The sequence below is a fragment of the Shewanella violacea DSS12 genome, from assembly GCF_000091325.1.
In the GTDB taxonomy this organism is placed as follows: Bacteria; Pseudomonadota; Gammaproteobacteria; order Enterobacterales; family Shewanellaceae; genus Shewanella; species Shewanella violacea.
Genome location: NC_014012.1, coordinates 4,837,173 through 4,852,896, shown reverse-complemented (window position 1 = coordinate 4,852,896; position 15,724 = coordinate 4,837,173). Strand labels below are relative to the sequence as shown.

17 protein-coding genes and 1 riboswitch are annotated in these 15,724 nt (G+C 46.5%); of the genes, 15 read left to right on the top strand and 2 right to left on the bottom strand.

Translation table 11 applies throughout. The annotated features are described in order from the left end of the window. Positions 1 to 13 precede the first annotated feature (13 nt). Positions 14 to 340 (top strand): DUF4870 domain-containing protein, encoded by a 327-nt coding sequence (locus SVI_RS20150; protein WP_083779952.1) that lies wholly within the window; start codon positions 14 to 16, stop codon positions 338 to 340. Positions 341 to 392: 52 nt separating this feature from the next. Here SVI_RS20150 and SVI_RS20145 read toward each other — a convergent pair whose 3' ends face one another. Next, complete coding sequence (locus SVI_RS20145) at positions 393 to 2,291, bottom strand: methyl-accepting chemotaxis protein (RefSeq protein WP_013053503.1); 1,899 nt, start codon at positions 2,289 to 2,291, stop codon at positions 393 to 395. Positions 2,292 to 2,591: 300 nt separating this feature from the next. Next, a complete protein-coding gene (locus SVI_RS20140) occupies positions 2,592 to 4,241 on the bottom strand; it encodes an electron transfer flavoprotein-ubiquinone oxidoreductase (protein WP_013053502.1) in 1,650 nt (549 codons plus the stop codon). A gap of 224 nt (positions 4,242 to 4,465) precedes the next feature. After that, a riboswitch (molybdenum cofactor riboswitch) is annotated at positions 4,466 to 4,600 on the top strand. Between SVI_RS20140 and moaA the strand changes: the two genes are divergently transcribed. The 14 genes from moaA to gltS all read left to right on the top strand — a co-directional run bounded on the left by moaA (position 4,588) and on the right by gltS (position 15,719). Then, on the top strand, positions 4,588 to 5,568 hold the full coding sequence (gene moaA / locus SVI_RS20135; RefSeq protein ID WP_013053501.1) for a GTP 3',8-cyclase MoaA: 981 nt from the start codon (positions 4,588 to 4,590) through the stop codon (positions 5,566 to 5,568). Its footprint overlaps the riboswitch before it by 13 nt. A 176-nt stretch (positions 5,569 to 5,744) precedes the next feature. After that, a complete protein-coding gene (gene moaC, locus SVI_RS20130; RefSeq protein ID WP_013053500.1) occupies positions 5,745 to 6,230 on the top strand; it encodes a cyclic pyranopterin monophosphate synthase MoaC in 486 nt (161 codons plus the stop codon). A gap of 19 nt (positions 6,231 to 6,249) precedes the next feature. Further along, positions 6,250 to 6,501 (top strand): molybdopterin synthase sulfur carrier subunit, encoded by a 252-nt coding sequence (gene moaD / locus SVI_RS20125; protein ID WP_013053499.1) that lies wholly within the window; start codon positions 6,250 to 6,252, stop codon positions 6,499 to 6,501. Position 6,502: 1 nt separating this feature from the next. After that, positions 6,503 to 6,970: a molybdopterin synthase catalytic subunit MoaE gene (gene moaE, locus SVI_RS20120; RefSeq protein ID WP_013053498.1), complete on the top strand. Its 468-nt coding sequence runs from the start codon at positions 6,503 to 6,505 to the stop codon at positions 6,968 to 6,970. Positions 6,971 to 7,018: 48 nt separating this feature from the next. Beyond that, entirely contained in the window at positions 7,019 to 7,852 is an 834-nt protein-coding gene (modA, locus tag SVI_RS20115) for a molybdate ABC transporter substrate-binding protein (protein WP_013053497.1), read from the top strand. 3 nt (positions 7,853 to 7,855) lie between these two features. Beyond that, positions 7,856 to 8,536 carry a molybdate ABC transporter permease subunit gene (modB, locus tag SVI_RS20110; protein WP_013053496.1) on the top strand — a complete coding sequence of 227 codons (681 nt, stop codon included), beginning with the start codon at positions 7,856 to 7,858 and terminating at the stop codon, positions 8,534 to 8,536. Positions 8,537 to 8,596: 60 nt separating this feature from the next. Beyond that, a complete protein-coding gene (locus tag SVI_RS20105) occupies positions 8,597 to 9,706 on the top strand; it encodes an ABC transporter ATP-binding protein (protein WP_041420133.1) in 1,110 nt (369 codons plus the stop codon). A 495-nt stretch (positions 9,707 to 10,201) separates the two neighbouring features. Next, the gene (locus SVI_RS20100) at positions 10,202 to 10,735 is read left to right on the top strand and encodes a PepSY domain-containing protein (RefSeq protein ID WP_013053494.1); all 534 of its coding nucleotides are present in this window, start codon (positions 10,202 to 10,204) and stop codon (positions 10,733 to 10,735) included. A 9-nt stretch (positions 10,736 to 10,744) separates the two neighbouring features. After that, complete coding sequence (locus tag SVI_RS20095) at positions 10,745 to 11,422, top strand: response regulator transcription factor (protein WP_013053493.1); 678 nt, start codon at positions 10,745 to 10,747, stop codon at positions 11,420 to 11,422. Positions 11,423 to 11,471: 49 nt separating this feature from the next. After that, a complete protein-coding gene (locus SVI_RS20090) occupies positions 11,472 to 12,728 on the top strand; it encodes a sensor histidine kinase (protein ID WP_172634471.1) in 1,257 nt (418 codons plus the stop codon). Positions 12,729 to 12,810: 82 nt separating this feature from the next. Beyond that, positions 12,811 to 13,485 (top strand): TIGR01621 family pseudouridine synthase, encoded by a 675-nt coding sequence (locus SVI_RS20085; protein WP_013053491.1) that lies wholly within the window; start codon positions 12,811 to 12,813, stop codon positions 13,483 to 13,485. Between the two features lie 21 nt (positions 13,486 to 13,506). Then, complete coding sequence (locus tag SVI_RS20935; protein WP_013053490.1) at positions 13,507 to 13,671, top strand: YqaE/Pmp3 family membrane protein; 165 nt, start codon at positions 13,507 to 13,509, stop codon at positions 13,669 to 13,671. Positions 13,672 to 13,922: 251 nt separating this feature from the next. Beyond that, complete coding sequence (locus SVI_RS21290; protein WP_013053489.1) at positions 13,923 to 14,090, top strand: DUF2986 domain-containing protein; 168 nt, start codon at positions 13,923 to 13,925, stop codon at positions 14,088 to 14,090. A 405-nt stretch (positions 14,091 to 14,495) separates the two neighbouring features. Next, complete coding sequence (gltS, locus tag SVI_RS20075; protein ID WP_013053487.1) at positions 14,496 to 15,719, top strand: sodium/glutamate symporter; 1,224 nt, start codon at positions 14,496 to 14,498, stop codon at positions 15,717 to 15,719. Positions 15,720 to 15,724: the final 5 nt, after the last annotated feature.

Genomic DNA, 15,724 nt, shown 5'->3' with positions numbered 1-15,724 from the left:
AGATGAGATGAATATGGGGCTCTTGGTGCAGGTGGCCAGCTTCGCTGGTTATTTGATTCCATTCGGTAGCGTGATCGGGCCGCTCATTGTCTGGTTGATGAAGCGTGATGAGATGCCGTTTGTCGATAAATGTGGTCGTAACTGTTTGAACTTTAAGATCAGTATGATTATCTGGGTGATGATAAGTTGTGTGCTGATGTTTATCGGTATAGGTTTCATCCTGATTGTACTACTGGCGATAGCCGATATCGTGCTAACGATTATAGCGGCCATGAAGGCCAGCGAAGGGATCAGTTATAAGTATCCCTTGTCGATCACCTTCATAAAACCACGAAGCTAGGCGACTTAAACGATTAAAGGCCTAGTTCCTAGGAACTAGGCCTCATACAATTTTATACCTTAAATCCAGCCACTAAGGTATCCAATCGGCTCGCCAACTGATTCAATGATTGGCTCGCTTGTGCAGCCGCATGGGCGGTATCGGATGTTCTCTGAGTGATATCGTTGATCTCTGTGACATTACGATTAATGTCTTCAACTACTGTCGATTGCTCTTCCGTTGCTGCAGCTACTTGAATATTCATATCGGTAATATGGCCAATCTGTTCGCTTATGCCAGTCAGTGACTGGCTGGCCTCGTCGACAGCGGCGACACCTTCTATGGAGCGAACCCGACTTTGGGTCATGGCCTCGACGGCGCGTGCAGCCTCCGCTTGTAGGTTATTGATCATGCTCTGCACCTCATCTGTTGAGGCTGAAGTGCGGGATGCAAGATCGCGTACCTCATCGGCAACCACGGCAAAGCCACGGCCAGCTTCTCCGGCTCTTGCCGCCTCGATAGCCGCATTGAGAGCCAATAAGTTGGTTTGGTCTGAAACCGCGCGGATCACATCTAAGATACTGCCGATAGAAGTTGTATGTGTGGCCAGCGACTCGATGACATTACCAACTTGCTCAACATCATGTGAGAGCTGATTGATGGTCTCACGGGCGCGAGTGACAACTTCTTGGCCTGTATTAGACTGATCGTCGGCATTCCTGGCTGTATCGGCAGCTAGGGCAGCATTGCCAGCGATCTCATTGACCGTGGCACCCATCTCGTTGATAGCCGTAACAACCATCATGGTCTGATCTTTCTGCTGCTGGCTATCGGACAGAGTTTGCTGTGCCTGATTGGCGACATCTTTTGCCGACTGACTCAGTTGCTCGCTAGTTTCCCCTACTTCGATAATCGATGCCTGGATCTTGCTGATGAAGCTGTTGAACCCCGTGGCTAATTGAGCCAGTTCATCATTGCCTTTAACGGGGAGACGCTGACGCAGATCGCCTTCACCTTCACCGATATTTTGTAGCATGCTAGCGACCTTAGATATTGGCTGGCTTATTGAGCTAGCGACTAAGACTGCCAGAGAGATGAGTATGATAGAGATTATCAGACTCCAGATCAGGATTTGATAGGCCGACTCTTCGAGCATGGCGAAGACTTCGTTTTGTGGCACTTGGGCAATCAGATACCAGTCCATGGAGGGGATATAGCTGCTGGCCACCAAGATGGTTTGACCATTTTCATCGATCTTAGCTAGGCTAAACTCATTGCGGTTTAGCAGGTTCTTGCCTTGATTATTGTATATGCCACTCAAGTTTTTACCTATATGGCGAGTTTTCTGATGTAGTTTTACCTCGCCCTTAGCATCGACCAGGTAGACGAAGCCGCTCTTTTCAATCTTGAATGAACTGAGCAGGCTAACCATATCGTCCAGAGATTTAGCCAGTCCGACTAAACCTCGTCCATAGGGCTGCTGGTAATTAATAAACAGCTTTACCTCGCCACTGGCCTCTGTAAACACATTGAGCATACGCTCTTGACCACTGTTCTTATAGTCGAAGAACCAGGCGTCTTGGTCTGGGGTCAGCTCTCTTAGGAAGCCGTCTTGGGTGTAGTAGGCGCCTGTATCTTTGTCGGCGAAGGAGGCTTGTGCCAGATCATACTGGCGAGTGATCATCATCAGCTGATTGACTACCAGAGCTTCTTCGGCCTTAGGCCTGCCATTTTCCAGCCATTGAATCAGCATAGGGCTGTTGGCTAGCTGCTCGGCGGCATTCATTAAGCTTGAGATATCCAGCTCAACCTTATTGCGGATCTGCAGCAACATGTTAGGCAGTTCGGATGTCAACATACGCTGTTCTATGACTTGTTTAGCGCTGCGTTGACTCAGCACACCAACGAGTATGGTGGATAACAGCACGGCTAACGTGACCGTCAGTAATATCTTCTGTTTGATAGTAAGCATATTTGGTTTCTTTTTCGCAACTTGTATGTATTTGAAGCGAAAGCTATCGCGTCAATGTCATTAGGTTTGTGACCCGGGGATCTAAAATTGAGCACAGGCTTGCTTGCTCGATTAGATTGGTTTTGTAGGATATTGAGGTTCAGATAGAAATTTAGCGTTTAAATATTTGTTAACGCTTTTATTAGATTGGGGGATTATGGTTATTAATTATAATAAGTGCAATGGTTTTTCACTGCTTTAGAGCTTATTTACGCTATAAAAAAACGCGCCGTTAATCAGCGCGTTTTAGTGTTTATAGGGCTACATGTTGGGGTAGTTAGGGCCTCCGCCGCCCTCAGGAGTAACCCAAGTGATATTCTGGCTGGGGTCCTTGATGTCACAGGTCTTGCAGTGAATGCAGTTTTGTCCGTTGATGACGAACTTGCTCTCGCCTTTCTCCTCGACGATCTCATAGACACCAGCAGGGCAGTAGCGTTGGGCCGGTTCGTCGTATTTCACTAGGTTGATATCTACAGGAATGCGTACATCTTTGAGGCGAAGATGACACAGCTGATCTTCCTCATGGAAGGTATTAGACAGGTAAACCGATGACAGCTTATCGAAGCTGAGTTTTCCGTCTGGCTTAGGATAATCTATCTTATTATAGGCACCCACTTCCGCCATCTGTGCGTAGTCTGGTTGCTCATCTCTTAAGGTGATAGGGAACTTGCCGCCAAACCAGTTCTGATCGATAAAGTTAAATGCACCACCTAGATAAGTACCGAACTTGTGCATGGCTGGACCGAAATTGCGGGAAGTGTATAACTCATTGTGGAGCCAGCTCTTCTCGAAGCGTTCGTTAAAACAGTCGAGATCTTTACCACCCTCTACACCTACCTGTAAGGCATGGGCTATGGTTTCGGCCGCTAGCATGCCGCTCTTCATTGCCGTATGGGTGCCCTTGATCTTAGCGAAGTTCAAGGTTCCTGCATTACAGCCTATGATGAGGCCACCGGGGAAAGTCATCTTAGGCAGTGAATTTAATCCACCCTTAGTGATGGCTCGGGCACCGTAACAGATGCGCTCACCGCCTTGCAGATGCTTGGCAATCACAGGATGTGTCTTATAACGTTGAAACTCGTCGAAAGGACTCAGGTGGGGATTTTTATAGTTGAGATCGACGATCAGGCCCACGGCAATCTGGTTATCTTCTAAATGATAGAGGAAGCCACCGCCGGATGAACCCTCGGTGAGGGGCCAGCCACCAGTATGAACCACCTTACCTAGTTCATGTTGTTCACTGGGTACCTTCCAGATCTCCTTGAAGCCTAGTCCGTAGTGCTGTGGTGTCTTACCCTTGTCCAGTTGATACTTCTCGATTAACTGTTTACCTAAGTGACCACGGCAACCTTCGCTAAATATAGTGTACTTAGCATGTAGCTCCATGCCAGGTTCATAACTGTCTTTAGGTTGACCATCGGCGCCTACACCCATGTCGCCGATTATGATGCCTTTGACACTATTGTCTTCATTGAAAAGGAGTTCACTAGCGGGGAAGCCTGGAAATATCTCCACGCCTAACTCTTCGGCGCGTTCGGCTAGCCAGCGGGAGAGGTTACCGACACTTATGATGTAGTTGCCATCGTTATGCATGGTTTTAGGTACGAGGGAATTTGGCATCAGACGAGCGTTCTGATCTGAACTTAGCATGTAGATTTCGTCGTCAGTGACCTGAGTGTGAAGTGGTGCGCCTTTTTCTTTCCAGTCACTAAATAGTTCCCCGAGCACCTTGGGCTCGAATACTGCTCCTGAAAGAATATGAGCCCCCACTTCGGAGCCTTTCTCAACCACACAAACAGTAAGCTCGTTGCCACTGTCTCGGGATATCTGCATCAGTCGACATGCCGTTGCTAAACCGGCCGGGCCGGCTCCAACTATGACGACATCGAATTCCATCGATTCGCGTTCCATCACTTCACCTCTAGGTCACGTTTCCCCGTTAAACGGGTGTTTTAATCGTTAACAATACCTTACATTAAATTCACTTAATGGCACAGAGAATAAACAGTGATTTTAGTCTAGTTGAATTGAATAACTGATGTGAGCACTGTCACATATTATTAACGCCCAATTATTCTGGAACAAGAAATGCACCTTTAAAACTAGGGGTTGAGGGCAAAAAAGCCTATAATTAGCCACTGACGGTTCTCCGAGCTTCTTGTCCTACGTCATCAGATACGGACGCTAAGCCGTGGCAATAACGCCACCGGGGTGTGAAAAGAAATGATCACACCTCCCCTTACTTGGAAAGGTGATCATGTCTCAACTACAAGACAAATTTGGTCGAAGGTTTCACTATTTGCGACTGTCGGTGACCGACGTTTGCAATTTCAAATGTACATATTGCCTCCCCGATGGCTATCGTCCCGATGGTCGTGCTCAGTTTCTTGGGCTCAATGAGATCGAAAATCTGGTGGGCGCATTCTCGGAAGTCGGTACGCAAAAGATCCGCATCACAGGTGGTGAACCCACCATGCGTAAAGACTTCACCGATATCATTCGTGTGGTTGCCGATAACGACAAGATAAAGACAATCGCCACCACAACCAATGGCTATCGTTTGGAGAAGAACGCCAAAGACTGGTATGACGCAGGTTTAAGGCGCATCAATGTGTCGATGGATAGCTTAGATCCCCGTATGTTTTATCAGATCACCGGACAAAACAAGTTTGATGAGGTGATGCGAGGTGTCGATGCCGCTCTCGAGGCTGGCTTCGAACGAGTAAAGATCAATGCGGTATTACTCAAGGGCTTAAACGATACCGATCTGCCAAGGTTCCTGCACTGGATTAAGAGCACCCCCATAGATCTGCGCTTTATTGAGCTGATGGAGACAGGTTTAGGCCGTGACTACTTCAAGGCACATCATCTTGCTGGCGCCGATATTAGGACTAAGCTGGTCGAAGATGGCTGGAGCTTAGATACACCTGCAGCGGATGATGGTCCGGCGCAAAACTTCAGTCGAGATGATCATAAGGGGCGCATAGGCTTGATCATGCCCTACGACAAGCACTTCTGCGCTAGCTGTAATCGCTTGAGAGTATCGGCAAAAGGTAAGTTGCACTTATGTCTGTTCACCGAAAATGGTGTCGATCTTAGAGATCTATTGCAGCATCAAGATCAAAGGGCTGAGCTGGTCGAGCGACTCCATGGACAGCTAGCCACCAAGAAGGAGACACATTTTCTTCACGATGGCATTACCGGTGTGACTCAACACTTAGCCTCCATAGGTGGCTAATCTTGTTTTTCAGCCTAGTTAAGTACCTGCAGATTAGGAGCTAATCCATTAGCTCCCGGGTATGATTTCTATATTCTTTTTTGAATAATTATCAAACAATATTCATATGCAGCCTAGACGCTCACTCTATGATGCATGTGAAAACGTTATTGCCGAATAAATTAAGGTCAAATCTAATGAGTAGTGAATTTACCCACATCAATGCCGATGGTAATGCCCATATGGTGGATGTGACTGATAAAGCGGTCACTGAAAGAGAAGCAAGAGCCGAAGCCTACATAGAGATGGCTGCGGAAACGCTGGAGATGATCATGAGCGGCAGTCACCACAAGGGTGATGTGTTCGCTACCGCACGCATTGCAGGAATTCAGGCGGCGAAGAAGACATCGGATCTTATTCCCCTGTGCCATCCATTGATGCTGACCAAGGTGGAAGTAGAGCTCGAGGCTCAGCCTGAGTTTAGTCGGGTTCGTGTTGCCAGCCTCTGTAAGTTATCGGGTAAAACCGGTGTAGAGATGGAGGCCTTAACTGCGGTATCTGTGGCGGCTTTGACCATATATGATATGTGCAAAGCGGTACAGAAAGATATGGTGATATCTCAGACTCGCCTGCTGGAGAAGCGTGGCGGTAAGTCGGGTAATTTCAAGGTTAAAACAGCTTAGATTGTTAAGGTAGATAAAGATGATAAACGTGCTTTTTTTTGCTCAAGTTCGTGAGCTATTGGGCCTAAGTACACTTGCCGTTGAAGCCTGTGAGTCTACGGTGACAGCCGAAGGTCTACGTGCGCAACTTGCCGCCAAAGATGATAAATGGGCTAAAGTATTAGCCGCAGATAAGTTATTGGTCGCGGTTAATCAGACAATTAGCAGCTGGGATACTCCTGTTGTAGACGGTGATGAGGTAGCATTCTTTCCTCCTGTGACCGGAGGTTAATGTGGCTACTGAGTTAAATGCTGTCAGAGTTCAGACTGAAGATTTTAGTGTGCCCAATGAGTATGCACTGATCGCCGCCGATAACAGTGATGGTGCCGTGGTGACTTTCGTCGGCAAGGTGCGTGATTTTAACGATGGCAGCGCGGTGACCGACCTGACCTTAGAGCACTATCCTGGCATGACAGAAGCTGTGCTTAATAAGATAGTCGCAGAAGCCCGTGAGCGTTGGAGCTTGAATCATGTCACCATCATTCACCGGGTAGGTACTATGACATTGGGCGAGCAGATCGTCTTTATTGGTGTCACCAGTGCTCACAGAAAAGCGGCATTCGCCGCCTGTGAATTCCTTATCGATTTCCTCAAGACTAAGGCACCATTCTGGAAGCTTGAGGCGGGCGACAAGGGGGCAAACTGGGTCGAGGCAAAAGATGCCGACGACCAAGCCGCTAAAATGTGGGAAAAAGAATAAGGGTATCTTCACTTGTTCAAGCTAATCTAAGTAACGTAAGGAAAGGCAATGAAGCACTGGTTTAAACTAGTATCTGCATGTGTGGTGTTAGTGTTTAGCTTGGTATCTACACCCGCTAGGAGTGACGATGTGCCGGCGATCGCCGCGGCATCGAATATCAAGTTTGCCCTCGATGAGATAGCGAACCAGTTTACCCAAGATAGGGGCCGTAAGGTGAATATCTCCTACGGTTCTTCGGGTAATTTTGTCGCTCAGATCAGACACGGTGCCCCTTTCCAGCTATTTCTCTCTGCCGATGAGAAGTATATTCACCAGCTACAGAAATACGATGCAAGCTTAGGTGAAGGTAGCCTCTATGCCATAGGCAGGCTGGCTATTGCCGCACCTAAAAATTCCCCGCTGGAACTCGACTCTGACTTGGAGGGATTAAAATCTCTGCTTAAATCGGGTAACTTGCATAGATTTGCCATCGCGAATCCAGATCATGCTCCCTACGGTGAGCGGGCCCGAGAAGTTCTCCAGAGGCTAAACTTATGGCAAAGTCTTAAGCCTAAATTGATCTACGGCGAGAATGTCTCCCAGGCGGCTCAATTTGCCGTCAGTGGCTCCACTCAAGGGGGGATCATCGCCTTATCTCTAGCTATTTCTCCGCAGTTTCAGGCCATGGGGAACTATAGGGTTATCCCCGAAGCGCTACACGCTCCTCTTACTCAACGCATGATATTGACCAAGAAGGCGGGAGCGACCGCTAAAGAATTTTACCAGTATCTAAAGTCTGATAGCGCCCGGAAGATATTCAGTGACTTTGGATTCGGTTTGCCAGATCTAGATACATCAGAGTCTGTTAAATCTGAGCCGTCTCAACTTGAGACGGGCAGCTAGTCTATGGATTGGGAAGCTCTCTGGTTATCGATAAAGCTAAGTTGCGTTACTGTCATCATCTTGATCCCCTTTGCAATATTGGCTAGTCGTTTTCTGGCTTATCATAACTTTACAGGTAAATCTTGGGTCGAAGCCTTGATCATGGTCCCTCTAGTGTTGCCGCCGACTGTGATAGGTTATTACCTGCTGGTGGGCCTGGGCAGCCAGTCCTGGCTTGGGCGTTTCCTGGAGGAGGTTCTAGGCTTACAACTTGTGTTCCACTTCTCTGGTTTGGTGGTAGCTTCGATTTTCGTCAATATTCCCTTCGCCATCCAGCCGATCCAGCGCGCTTTCGAGTCGGTTCCTCAAGACGTTCGTGATGCAGCGGCTTGCTGTGGCATGAGTCCCTTAAAAATACTCTTCAAGATTGAACTGCCTCTGGTGTGGCCTGGGGTGTTGACTGCACTGGTTCTGTGTTTCTCTCATGTGTTGGGGGAATTTGGTGTGGTCTTGATGATGGGCGGTAATATTGCAGGTGAGACCAAGACTGTAGCCATCTCTATTTACGACAGTGCCCAGGCATTTGATTTTGCCAGTGCCGGGCAAATGTCCTTAGTCTTGCTGTTATTTGCCATCACAGTGCTTGCGCTGACCACGAGCATGTCGAGAAGGTTAGGGAGGGCTTATGGCTCGAAATACAGCTGATTTAGTTTGGGTTTTAACTGATTTGCCCTCCAGAGTTCCTGTGACAGTAAGAGGGAATGCATAGTGCAAGATATTGCCGATTTTTATTGTCGTATTAAACAAGAAAAGCATATTAAGCTGGACGCCGAATTTACCTGTAAGGCGGGTGAAATGTTGGCAGTTGTGGGTCCATCTGGCGGCGGCAAGTCGACTCTGTTACGCATGATTGCCGGGCTCAATCAGCCTGAATCCGGTGAGATACACTATGGTGATCGAGTCTGGTATGACAGTGATAAAAAGCTAAACCTATCACCTCAGCAGCGTCATCTAGGCTATATGCCTCAGAATTTTGGGCTATTTCCTAACTTAACGGCCATGGAAAATGTGGTGGCTGCACTGGACCATATTCCCAAGTCGGAACGTAAGCCAAGGGCTAAGGAGTGGCTCGAGCGGGTGAATTTACATGGTTTACCGGATCGATTACCGGCGAATTTATCTGGTGGTCAGCGTCAGAGGGTCGCACTGGCTAGGGCTCTGGCCCGGGAACCTTCAATATTATTACTCGATGAGCCTTTTTCAGCAGTGGATAGGGAGACCCGTGAAAGTCTCTATCTGGAGCTGGCTAGATTGAAAGAGCAGCTGGCTATTCCTGTGATCATGGTGACTCACGATATCAATGAGGCTCTGTTGTTGGCGGATAAGATGATTCTTATCAGTCAGGGGAAAATGCTGCAACAAGGCAGGCCTCATGAAGTATTGGGCCGACCTCGTAACGTAGCTGTGGCCAAACAGATGGGCTTACGTAACATTTTCGATGCTAGTGTTATTGCCCAGGAGGAAGAGCTAGAGATCACTTGGCTTAAATTTGGTGAGCAGCTTATTGCCAGTCGTTATTGCGAACATCTGGATGTGGGCACTAAGGTGCACTGGGTCATTCCCAATCAAGGGGTGAGATTTAACTCGATCAAGCAAGGCCAACTCAGTAAAAGCGCCAACAGGCTGGATATCAAAATCGAATCTATGATCATCATGGGGGAGAGTGTCAGACTTATCGCCAGTGTGAGAGGCGGCGATCACAAGATCTACGCTGAGGTGCCTATCTACCTAGCTCAGAAACTTGATCTGGCTAAAGGCGTGGAAACTCAGGTGGCACTCAAGTCTGAACTGATTCATATCTTAGAGCCGGCCTAGTGCTAAGCATGATGATCAAACATTAATCTTGATTCCATCGGGGTTTTATCCTTATTCGTTTAGAATTGGCCTTTATCTTAAGTGATAAAGCTTTATAAGATATTTACAGGTTCGATTATTTTATCCTGTTTACTTACCTCTAACCGCATTTGCAGAGCACACTAGGCCCGGGGATAGCACTTCGGCAAAACTTCCGCCTATGTCTGTAAGGCTAAAGATGATACTCCTGGTGAAGTCCATCTATGGTGTGCTTGGCTGGAGAGTTAGGCACTTAGGGGCACTTGTGTCACCTCGTAGGGCGAGGTTAATGGCACGGCAAGTGATTGAAATTAATAATATAGAATTAGCGGCAGAATAAAAGAACCCATAGGTCTGCGCTTTTGAGTTAAGTTCTCTCGAGTTTGTTTTTGCTGGATAATCGGCGCGTGAGATTGAATTTATTGTTTTTTATTTAATACGATAAGATAGTGACATCGTAGGTTTACTGGAGGAGCAATGGCTCGTTGGTTGATTGGTTTAGTGTTTATTTTATCAGGTTTTTCGGTGGCTGCTTGGGCTGAAGAATCGGTTCTTGATCTGCTTTCTGATGAGGGTAACCTCACTCCACAGGTATTTCTAGTACAAGTTGAGCAAGATTATCCTGGTATCATCACAGAGTTTGAGATAGAAGTTGAAAATGGCGAACTGATCTATGATGTGAGTATGATCGATACCAGCGCTAAGACCATCACAGAGTTTGAATTTAGGGCTAAGGATGGGAGCCTAGTGAATCAACAAGTCGCAAAGTTAGAAGCCGATGACCGCGATGAACTCATCGCCGTTAACTTGATGGAAGATAAGTCACTGACTTTCTGCTTCTTAGTGAATAAGGCCATGAAAGGTAAACAAGCATTTATACTCGAAGCACAATTAGATCATGACCTAGGTATCAGTTATCTGGAATTGAAACTGATCAATCGCGACGGAAAGAGTAAATTAGCTTTTGATATAGAAACTCTACGTCATCTCCCTCTGCTTAAATGGAACTAAGTTATTACCATGAAAATTTTACTCGTTGAAGATGATACGACCACAATCGAATATGTGGTCAAAGGATTTGTTGAGCAGGGGCACAACATAGAAACGGCCAGCGATGGTCATCAAGGTTTACTGCTCGCGACTAGCATGAAATATGATCTGGTGATCTTGGACCGTATGTTGCCTCAACTCGATGGACTTAAATTACTGGCCGCCTTAAGGGCGACGGGTAGCCAGACTCCTGTGCTAATTCTGTCTGCACTGGGTCATGTGGATGAGAGAGTCAAAGGGTTACGTGCCGGTGGCGATGATTACATGACTAAACCCTTTGCCTTCTCAGAACTATTGGTACGAGCCGAAAAGTTAATGTTGAGAGGCTTAGCTAAACCAACTGAGACTGAACTATCGGTTGGCAACCTGCTGATGGAGTTGCTAACCCGTAAGGTGACGTTGGACGGTAACGAGCTTATGTTACAGCCCAAGGAGTTCCAGCTACTCAAGTATTTGATGGAGCATCCGAATCAGGTGATCAGCCGTACCTTGCTGTTTGAGGCTGTATGGGATTACCACTTCGATCCTCGCACCAATGTTATCGATGTTCATATTGCTAAGCTCAGACGTAAGTTTGAAGAACTTGGCTTCGGCGAATTGATTGAGACAGTACGAGGTGCTGGTTATCGCCTCCGTGAAGGGCATTAAGCCATATCAGAGTAGTGCATGGTTAATTACCATGATATTTTCGGCTCTTGTGACTCTGATTATCGGTACCTTGCTGTTTGGCATGTACCGCCAATTAATGAATGAGCAGGAGTTGCAAATAGATCAACATCTGTCGGCCGAGAAGGCGCGTTATCAGCAGATGGCCTTGACTCTGAACCGCAGAAGTTTCGCTATTCAAGTTAAGACCGCAGATCCAAAAAATACCTTAGTAGTTTGGCGAAACTCATTCGATCTCGTGGGTGCGTTAAGCTTAATTCCTGACGATATGCCACTTTTGCCCCAGACCCGTGAATTTCCTATCTTGACCGGTGGCCCGGATAAATTACATATTTTGACTGGTGGCCTAGTGATCACTCGCTACGGTCCGGTACTGATCGCCACGAGAACCGATCAGTTAGCGACTCTTATTGAGCGCTTCGTTAATGTGGCGATTACGGCCTTGATGTTGACCGTTGTCTTGACTCTGGCGTTAGGCTATCTGTTCTCTAAGGCGATTCTGCGTAGGCTAGTGCAATACAACCGGCTGAGTCGCTTGATTGAGAAGGGGGAGTACTCAACACGTCTCCCCGTGAGCTGGCGTCAGGATGAGTTCGATATGCTGGCAGGACAATTTAACGGTGTACTCGATACGCTTGAGAGTAATCTGATGGCGGTGCGAGGGGCAACGGATAACATAGCCCACGATCTCAGGACTCCGCTTTCTCATCTTAGAATCGGTCTGGAACAACTTCCAGACAAGACTTCACATGAGCTACCCGAAGCCTGCGCCATCTTGACTGAAGAGTTAGATCATTGTCTGGCGACGTTCGATGCCATGTTGTCTCTGACTCGTATCGAGGAAGGTCAACAGACCTTATTACTGCAAGAGCTGAGCATCAAGGACATGTGTGAAGACCTGTTTGAGATGGCTGAGGCCATGGCCGAATCGAATCAACAGAGTTTGCTACTCTTCACCGGTGAAGATATTAAGGTGACGGGAGATAAGTATCTGCTGTTTCAGGCACTATTTAATCTGGTGGATAACGCGATCAAGTATGCCGGTGAGGGCGCGACCATAGAGATAGTGCAAGAGGGGAAAGAGATCCAGATCCGTGATAATGGTCCAGGAATTCCCAGTGAGGCACAAGAAAAAGTATTCGAACGTTTGGTGCGGCTAGATCCGAGCCGACATAATAAGGGCACAGGCTTAGGTCTATCTTTGGTGAAAGCGATACTTGTTAGGCATAATGCCCTGGTGACACTCAGCGATAACCAGCCTGGTCTTGTGGTCCGTATTAACTTTTAAGCGCACTAACCTGGCGGGTTAACCCCTTTAATATTAATAATGTAGTGATAAATAATGGTAGAAAATAATGGGTGATAGCTCAATGTATCAGATCATCGCCGATGAAGATGATTTCTTAGTGATCGCCAAGTCTCCAAATGTTCATTTTCACAGTCAAGATGGATCTGCCGGAGTAATGGCAAGTCTGGAGCAAGATTTGGCTATCAAGCTCTACTCAGTGCACAGGCTAGATAGTCTGACTTCGGGATTACTCCTGTTTGCTAAGAGTAGCCGGGCAGCAGCTGAGTTCACCGAGTTATTTACCCAACATAAGATACAGAAATATTATGTTGCCTTAGCGACAGGTAAACCTAAGAAGAAACAGGGCTGGGTGGTTGGCGATATGGCTAAATCCAGGCGTAGCATGTACAAGCTGCTGCGCACCACAGAAAATCCGGCGTTAACGCAATTCTTCTCTCAGTCAGTGGCGGAAGGCCTACGTCTGTATCTGCTTAAGCCTTTGAGTGGCAAGACGCACCAGCTTAGAGTGGCTTTGGCGAGCTTAGGTGTGCCAATCCTGGGAGATCATCTTTATGGTGGCGCCGAATCAGATAGAGGTTACCTGCATGCCTTTAGTTTAAGCTTTAGCTTTCGTGGCAAAGACTATCGATATTTGAGTTACCCATCACAGGGGGAGCAATTTACTGCTGTTGATACCAAAAAGCAGTTGCAAATATGGTCGGAGCCTGAGAAATTAGCTTGGCCTAAACGAAAATGATTTATTAAGGGAGATTTTTTCATGGATACAAATAAACTACTGCTAATTGTTATTGCGATTTTATTACCACCAGTCGCGGTATTTTTAAAGTCGGGTATGGGCAAAGATCTGCTTATCAACATCGTCTTATGTCTACTCTTCTTCATTCCTGGTTTGCTACACGCATTATGGGTCGTGACTAAGTAGTTCCACGATTTAACAAGCTAATCAGGGCTTGAAAGAGAAAAAACGCAGCCATTGGCTGCGTTTTTTATTGGGCATTTATTAGGTTCTAGGTTCTAGAATGATCTGACCCAGATAAAGTGCTTGTACACATAAGGGCTGCAGATGTATCTAGACTGGTGTTGCCATCTAAATTTGAATCGAACTCATCACTGGTTTCGAACTAGTTTGGGTATATAATCACGTCATTACTAAATAGGCTAGGCCATATAAAGATGAACCGGACAAAAAAAATAACCCTGAATTTCAAAAAAAAATCGCAAAAGGCAAATTCGAAACTGCACTCGAGTAATAAGCCTAAATATGTATCCAAAGCAGAGCGTGAGCGTTTAGCCAAAATTGACGCAACACAAACCGATTCAGAGCCAGTTTCTGAGACCTGATATGGGCATGTTTTTCAGATAAATTTCAATATTTCCCTCTCAATGGGCTAAATAGTCATCGCACTGATTTCAGTTCTTACCTGTTTATTGTGTTTGATATCTTCACTTTGGCGGTAACAACCACTCATCCTAGTTAACACTTGTGTGGTATTCATACTTAACTTGTATGCTGCATGTATGTTTCCCCGTTAAACTTCTCTTTTTTGCCATTCACTAATGTCCCATATCAGGTGATCTATGGCAGAATGTGCGGCTTCTCAACTCATCTGCGGTCAATTCACATGAATACCGTCGCAGATAGAAACGTGAGCAGGGTTTTCGAGGCCTATAAATTCATACTTGCATGGTCGAGTACTTGTGCATGAAGTTAGGTATCAAAGTTTTGCATATTCAAATAGGAGTTTCATGAATACAGTTTATTCTATAGGCGAACTAGAGTCGTTTTTAGTGGCGATCTTAGTGCTTTTTATTGGGCACTCGGTTAACCGCCATGTCGCTTTCTTTAGAAAATACAATATTCCCGAGCCTATCGTTGGTGGCCTTATTGTCGCGACTATCATCACAGTCTTACACTTCAACAATATCTCGTTGGATTTTACACTGTCGATGCAAAATACGCTTATGCTGATGTTTTTCAGCACAGTGGGTCTCGCCGCGAGTTATAAATTGCTCCTCAAGGGTGGCAAAAAGGTATTTATTTTCTTAGGGATCGCATCCCTTTATATTGTTATTCAGAATGCTGTCGGTGTGAGTATGGCTACCGCCCTAGGTTTAGAGCCTTTGATGGGTTTGATAGCGGGTTCTATTACACTTTCCGGCGGTCATGGCACCGGCGCGGCTTGGGCGCAAATCTTCTCTGAAGACTACGGCATCAATACGCTCGAATTTGCTATGGCTGCAGCGACATTTGGTCTGGTAATGGGCGGGATCATTGGTGGTCCAGTGGCTCAGAGATTGATTAATAAAAATAATCTCGTGTCATCCTATGGCATAGGTGGCAATCATCATAAAGATCATCCTGATCTAGTGACTTACGATCAGTTGGAAGAGGATAGGGTTACCGCTAAGAGTATTCTTGAGGTCCTGTTTATCCTACTTTTATGTGTAGCCGGAGCTAAGTGGATCGGTAACCTGGTAGCTATCATGGACATTAGCTGGCTAAAAATGCCTGATTTTGTTTATGCTTTATTTATCGGTGTGGTGATCACTAACATAACCGAGGTCTCTCGTGGTTATAAGATTAACAGTGAAAGTGTCGATGTTTTAGGTTCAGTGTCTCTGTCATTGTTCCTGTCTATGGCGCTGATGAGTCTCAAGCTATGGGAGATATTTGACCTGGCGCTTCCTCTGTTAGCTATTCTTTTGGTCCAGACAGTGACCTTAGCTTTATTCGCCTATTTCGTTACTTTCCGCCTGATGGGTAGTAATTACGATGCCGCAGTTATAGCGGGTGGCCATTGTGGTTTCGGTATGGGTGCTACGCCCACTGCCGTGATGAACATGGGAGCACTAGTAAGCAGAACGGGTCCATCGCCTCAAGCCTTTATGGTGGTTCCTATCGTTGGTGCCTTCTTTATCGATATCGTTAACGCGATTATCTTGCAGGGTTACCTAAGCTTCATAGGTTAAGCTTA

Coding starts and splice junctions, on each gene's coding strand:
- SVI_RS20150 (WP_083779952.1), top strand. CDS start 14: ATGGGGCTCTTGGTGCAGGTGGCCAGCTTCGCTGGTTATTTGATTCCA.
- SVI_RS20145 (WP_013053503.1), bottom strand. CDS start 2,291: ATGCTTACTATCAAACAGAAGATATTACTGACGGTCACGTTAGCCGTG.
- SVI_RS20140 (WP_013053502.1), bottom strand. CDS start 4,241: ATGGAACGCGAATCGATGGAATTCGATGTCGTCATAGTTGGAGCCGGC.
- moaA (WP_013053501.1), top strand. CDS start 4,588: ATGTCTCAACTACAAGACAAATTTGGTCGAAGGTTTCACTATTTGCGA.
- moaC (WP_013053500.1), top strand. CDS start 5,745: ATGAGTAGTGAATTTACCCACATCAATGCCGATGGTAATGCCCATATG.
- moaD (WP_013053499.1), top strand. CDS start 6,250: ATGATAAACGTGCTTTTTTTTGCTCAAGTTCGTGAGCTATTGGGCCTA.
- modA (WP_013053497.1), top strand. CDS start 7,019: ATGAAGCACTGGTTTAAACTAGTATCTGCATGTGTGGTGTTAGTGTTT.
- modB (WP_013053496.1), top strand. CDS start 7,856: ATGGATTGGGAAGCTCTCTGGTTATCGATAAAGCTAAGTTGCGTTACT.
- SVI_RS20100 (WP_013053494.1), top strand. CDS start 10,202: ATGGCTCGTTGGTTGATTGGTTTAGTGTTTATTTTATCAGGTTTTTCG.
- SVI_RS20095 (WP_013053493.1), top strand. CDS start 10,745: ATGAAAATTTTACTCGTTGAAGATGATACGACCACAATCGAATATGTG.
- SVI_RS20085 (WP_013053491.1), top strand. CDS start 12,811: ATGTATCAGATCATCGCCGATGAAGATGATTTCTTAGTGATCGCCAAG.
- SVI_RS20935 (WP_013053490.1), top strand. CDS start 13,507: ATGGATACAAATAAACTACTGCTAATTGTTATTGCGATTTTATTACCA.
- SVI_RS21290 (WP_013053489.1), top strand. CDS start 13,923: ATGAACCGGACAAAAAAAATAACCCTGAATTTCAAAAAAAAATCGCAA.
- gltS (WP_013053487.1), top strand. CDS start 14,496: ATGAATACAGTTTATTCTATAGGCGAACTAGAGTCGTTTTTAGTGGCG.